Consider the following 4,710-nt stretch of genomic DNA (forward strand, 5'->3'; position numbering starts at 1 on the left):
TTTCTCCTTTGCATTCCAGTCATATGCACCCCGGACCATCCGGGACGAGGCGCACAGTAGGTGAAGTCGGTCTGCCACATCTCGTTCACCCGCGTGGTCTTGGTGTGGAACTGGTCGGCGGCCTTGATCACGACATAGGCTGGGCTGGTGATCAGATCATGGGCCTTCAACAAGCGGTAAACCGTAGCTTCGGACACGAAGTAGCGCTTCTCGTCGGTGAAGCGCACGGCCAGCTCACGCGGCGACAGCTCGCTGTAATCCAGCGCCATCTCGACGATCTGGTCCTGCACTTCGGGCGCGATGCAGTTCCACACCCGGCTCGGTGCCGATGGTCGATCTTCCAGCGCCTCCGGGCCGCCTGCAAGGTAGCGATCATACCATCGGTAGAAGGTCCGGCGGGCAATGCCGAGCTTGTCCAGCGTGCGCTTGGCGGGCAGATGCGACTGCTCGACGATCCGGATGATCTCGAGCTTTTCCGATGCGGGATACCTCATTCGTCGCCCTCCCCATCCGCGATCATGCTTTTTTTGAGCAGACGGTTTTCCAGCGTCAGGTCGGCCACGCATTCCTTCAGGGCGCGGGCCTCGCGGCGCAGGTCCTGGACCTCACCGCTGGTCGCAGCACGGGCGGTGTCGCCGGCCAACCGGCGCTTGCCGGCTTCCATGAACTCCTTCGACCAGGTGTAATACAGACTCTGGGCGATGCCTTCCTTGCGGCACAGTTCGGCGATGCTGTCCTCGCCGCGCAGGCCATCGAGCACGATGCGGATCTTGTCCTCGGCCGAGAAATGCCGCCGGGTCTGCCGCCGAATGTCCTTCAGCACCGCTTCCGCAGGGGCCTTGGCGGGCAATTTTTTCAAGGAGGGTTGGGGCTTCATCTTCGTTCCTTCGTCACTACGACGAAGCCCCAACCCTCCTTAAATCACAACCTCAAATCTGTGCCATTGGTGCTGACGGGGAACAATCTCCTCGATGTGCGGAGGGCTTTGATCGCCGGTGAGGCGATAGAACTTTCGTCCTCTCCCGTCAGAAACGTCAGCTGGGTTCACCTCGACGGCACCGAGGACCATCAGCGACGCTTGCGGGCGGGCGCGGTCGCGGCGGCGCACAACGAAAAGGTTCTGATCATCGCGGATTCGAGAAACCCGACCGGTCAACGCCAATTCGCGAGTCAGATCCATGGCGCCGTAACGGTGGAGAATGTCGACATGCGCGATTTGGTCACCTTTGGCGAAGGCCTCGACCTGGCATCACCCGATATCCTGCAACACGTCGCCAGCTTTGCGACTACTGTTATGACCAACACCGGCGCGAACAACCTTGTGGGTCGCGTCGCGACATTGAAGGCGGGGCGAGAGCGCCGACCGGCGTCACCCGCAGAAGCCGCCGCGGTCAGGCTTGTGGAATCTCCGACCTATGGTGCGATTGCTGACGTCCTTGTCGAAATTGGCCAGGAACAAGGCGTCCGCCCGCACCGGCCGGCTATATTCCGCGGTGCGATGAGGATGCTGAAAAGCTGTGCGGACTGTCCCGACCTCTCGCCGGCCGATGCGGCGGTGCAGGAGCGGGAGCGCTCTCGCCTGATCGGGCGTCCGCTTGCAAAACGAACGGTTGGCAGCACACTGCTTCTCAAGGGTCTCGAAGCGGACACTGCAGTCATTCTCGATCCCGGCGACATGGATCGGCGCCATCTTTACGTTGCCATGACCCGCGGCGCGAAAAAGCTGGTCATCTGCTCGCGAACATCCAGACTCACACCGGTGTAAGTGGGGTGCGATCATAGCGTATCTTTGCCGCCGCACAGCCTCGCTTAACGAGCGTCAGCTATCCCAAGATTGGTAACCAAAAGCCAACGGTCCGTAATCGACCGCGCTGCAGTCGCTGTCCTTGGCCGGTCGGGCAACCGCTAATGTCGGGTATTGGCGAAGAACTTGCTGTTAAGCACTCCGCGAACGAACGACCGGTGAGTCCCAGCCATCGCCATTCGTCATTGTCCGCGCCTACCGAGAGATCCACAGAGAACGCATGAGAGGGGAGTGAGCTTTGCCCTGATTGAGCCATTTGGGCGTCGATGGTCGATGCGCCGGGCTCGCAATCAGGAGTGTGTCCCATGATCAAGTCGATCCCGCTGAACAAGCTCGTTCAATCTCCCCGGAATGTTCGCCGTCACAGCGATCCGGCTGCAGATTCCGAACTCAAAGCCAGCATCGCTGCACACGGACTGCTGCAGAATCTCATCGTCAGATCCGCCGCGAAAGGCAAGTTTGAGGTCGAAGCCGGCGAGCGCCGCCGCCGCGCGATGCTTGCGCTCGCCGACGACAAAATCCTCGCCCGGGATCACGAAGTCACGTGCCTCGTGCTCGAAGACAGCGCCGAAACAGCGGTCGAGACCAGCCTCGCGGAGAACTTCCACCGACTGGCTATGAACCCAGCCGATGAAGCCCAGGCCTTTGCCGCGCTTGTGGCAGGCGGTGCAACAGTCGAAGATGTTGCGCGCCGCTTTGGTCTGACGGTCCGTTTCGTCGAGGGACGTTTGCGTCTTGCTATGCTTGCGCCGGTTGTGTTCGAAGCCCTGGCCTCCGGCCAGATCACTCTCGACATCGCCAAAGCCTTTGGCGCCACCTCGGACCAGGAAATCCAGGCCCGCGTATTTGAACAGGTTTCCTCGGCCTACTATGCTCCCAACCCGGACAGTATCCGGCGCATGGTCCTCTCCGGGACCGTACGGGGCAACGATCCGCGCGCCCGGCTGGTTGGCCGCGACGCCTACATCGCTGCCGGGGGGCGGATCGAGCGCGAACTGTTCGATGACGACGACAGCGAATCCTGGGTCGATGTCGCCTTGCTCGAGAGCCTCGCGGCGGCGAAGATGGAAGAACAGGCGAAAGCCCTCGCCGCCGAGCAGGGTCTTGCCTGGGTCAAGCCGACCCTCGATCCCTATGCCAGCCATGATCTGGTTGAGGGGATGGTCCGGCTTCCTGCCGAACCGGCTCCGCTCACCGAAGCGGAACTGGCGAGGCTCGACGAACTCGATGCCTCCTACGACGAGCATGCGGCGATCCTGGAAGACGAGGATAGCGCCGAGGAAGCCATGGCGGCGGCCGAAGCGGCTATCGAGGCCATCGAACGCGAGTGCCAGGAAATCCGCGCACGCCCGCCAGTCATAGCGGCCGAACTCAAGGCCGAAGCGGGCATGATCCTGGTCCTCTCGCGCGATGGCACGCCGGTTCTCCAACCCGTGTTCTACGGCGAGCGAAAGGCTGAACCTGCCGAAGCCGACAGCGGGATCGAAGTCGTTCCGGCGGAAGATGGGTCGGACAAGCGCCGGACCACCTTGTCCAAGCGCCTGGTGGACGAGCTGGCCATGCAGCGCCGTGATGTCCTGGCACTGCATATTGCCTCTGACCCCGGGCTTGCGCTCGACGTTATGGTCTTCAGTCTGGCGGATGCCGACGCGCACGACTGGCGGGCGCGGGCTGCCACCACGCTGTGCGCGCCTGTTCCGGCAGGGCCGATCATCGGCTTCGAAGCCAAGGATGCTCCGGCGAGCAGCGCGCTTGCCGAGCTCAGGTCCAGTCTCGACGAAAGCTGGCGTGCGGGCACGGACGCAACATCTCGCTTTGACCTGTTTCGCGCGCTGTCCGATGACAGCCGCGCCGCTTGGCTTGGCTATGTCGTAGCCCGGTCGCTCGAGGCGAGCCTCAACATGACGGGCGAGCGTCAGCTGCCGTTCCAGGATCACCTTGGCAGCCTGATCGGCATCGACATGGCGCAGTGGTGGCGACCGACTGCGGCCAATTACTTCGACCGGGTGTCGAAGCAGGTGATCCTCGACGCGCTGACCGATATCGGCGGTCTTGAGCTTTCCTCGCGCTTTGCCTCGGTCAAGAAGGGTGATCTCGCGATGAGCGCCGAGCGTGTCTTCGCCGGCACCTACATCACCGAAGTCGAAGTACGCGAGAAGGCTCTGGCCTGGGTGCCTGAGGTCATGCGCTTCACTTCCGCTGCGCCGGAGGCTGGCGACCCCGAGATCGACGCCACTGAAGTTGACCCGGGTGTCGACGGCGAAATTCATACCCCCCGCGAGCTGGCCGCCTGACCTCCTCCTGACAGGCAAGGCCACTCGCACCTCGAGAAGCGGTCCTTCGGCTTACGCCGGAGGGCCGCTTCCTTTTTGGAAGGAGAGCGGAGGGGGCTCGGGACCCTGTGGCACTGACCGGCGAACCCGTGGCCGACTGTCCAGATGCCTTAATCAGGAGAACCATCATCATGGCCTATCGCAAGGGGCAGAGCGGCGGCTTGTCGCCCGCCACCCGCATTACCCAGGAAATCATTGCTCGTCTGGAAGCTGGCACAAAGCCGTGGATCAAGCCGTGGCGCGGCGTGCCCGTTTCCCGTCCCTTGCGGGCCTGCGGGATTCCCTACCGCGGCATGAATGTGTTCTGGCTGTGGATGGTCGCTGACATGTGCGGCTACGCCTCGCCGTTCTGGATGACCTACAATCAGGCCAAGTCGCTCGGCGCCCAGGTTCGCAAGGGCGAGAAGTCGACCATCGCGATCTTCTACAAGAGCTACACCAAGGAGGTGGAAGCCCCCGATACCGGCGAAAAGACCGACGAAGCCCGCCGGGTGCTGAAGGCCTATCCGGTCTTCAATGGTGCGCCGTAACGGCGGAAATTAAGGAGTGCTATCATGGATAGTTGATCTTGCT

Annotated in this window: 2 protein-coding genes and 2 pseudogenes; 3 read left to right on the forward strand and 1 reads right to left on the reverse strand. The window is 62.4% G+C overall.

The window, feature by feature from the left end; all coding sequences use genetic code 11:
* A pseudogene (locus AX703_RS26755) lies at nt 1-877 on the reverse strand (transposase); the annotation flags it as partial.
* Here AX703_RS26755 and AX703_RS15335 point away from each other — a divergent pair.
* The 3 genes and pseudogenes from AX703_RS15335 to AX703_RS15345 form a co-directional block, all read left to right on the forward strand.
* On the forward strand, nt 866-1,765 hold the full coding sequence (locus tag AX703_RS15335; protein WP_156452085.1) for a hypothetical protein: 900 nt from the start codon (nt 866-868) through the stop codon (nt 1,763-1,765). The pseudogene AX703_RS26755 and the gene AX703_RS15335 sit on opposite strands and share 12 nt — an antisense overlap.
* Nucleotides 1,766-2,109: 344 nt before the next feature.
* On the forward strand, nt 2,110-4,098 hold the full coding sequence (locus tag AX703_RS15340; protein ID WP_062345289.1) for a ParB/RepB/Spo0J family partition protein: 1,989 nt from the start codon (nt 2,110-2,112) through the stop codon (nt 4,096-4,098).
* A gap of 170 nt (nt 4,099-4,268) precedes the next feature.
* Nucleotides 4,269-4,655: pseudogene (locus tag AX703_RS15345) on the forward strand (ArdC-like ssDNA-binding domain-containing protein); the annotation flags it as partial.
* Nucleotides 4,656-4,710: the final 55 nt, after the last annotated feature.

The sequence above is a fragment of the Novosphingobium sp. CCH12-A3 genome (genome assembly GCF_001556015.1).
Lineage (GTDB): Bacteria > Pseudomonadota > Alphaproteobacteria > Sphingomonadales > Sphingomonadaceae > Novosphingobium > Novosphingobium subterraneum.

Excerpts from the sequence above, each read along its gene's own strand:
- AX703_RS15340 (WP_062345289.1), top strand. The coding sequence starts at position 2,110 with ATGATCAAGTCGATCCCGCTGAACAAGCTCGTTCAATCTCCCCGGAAT.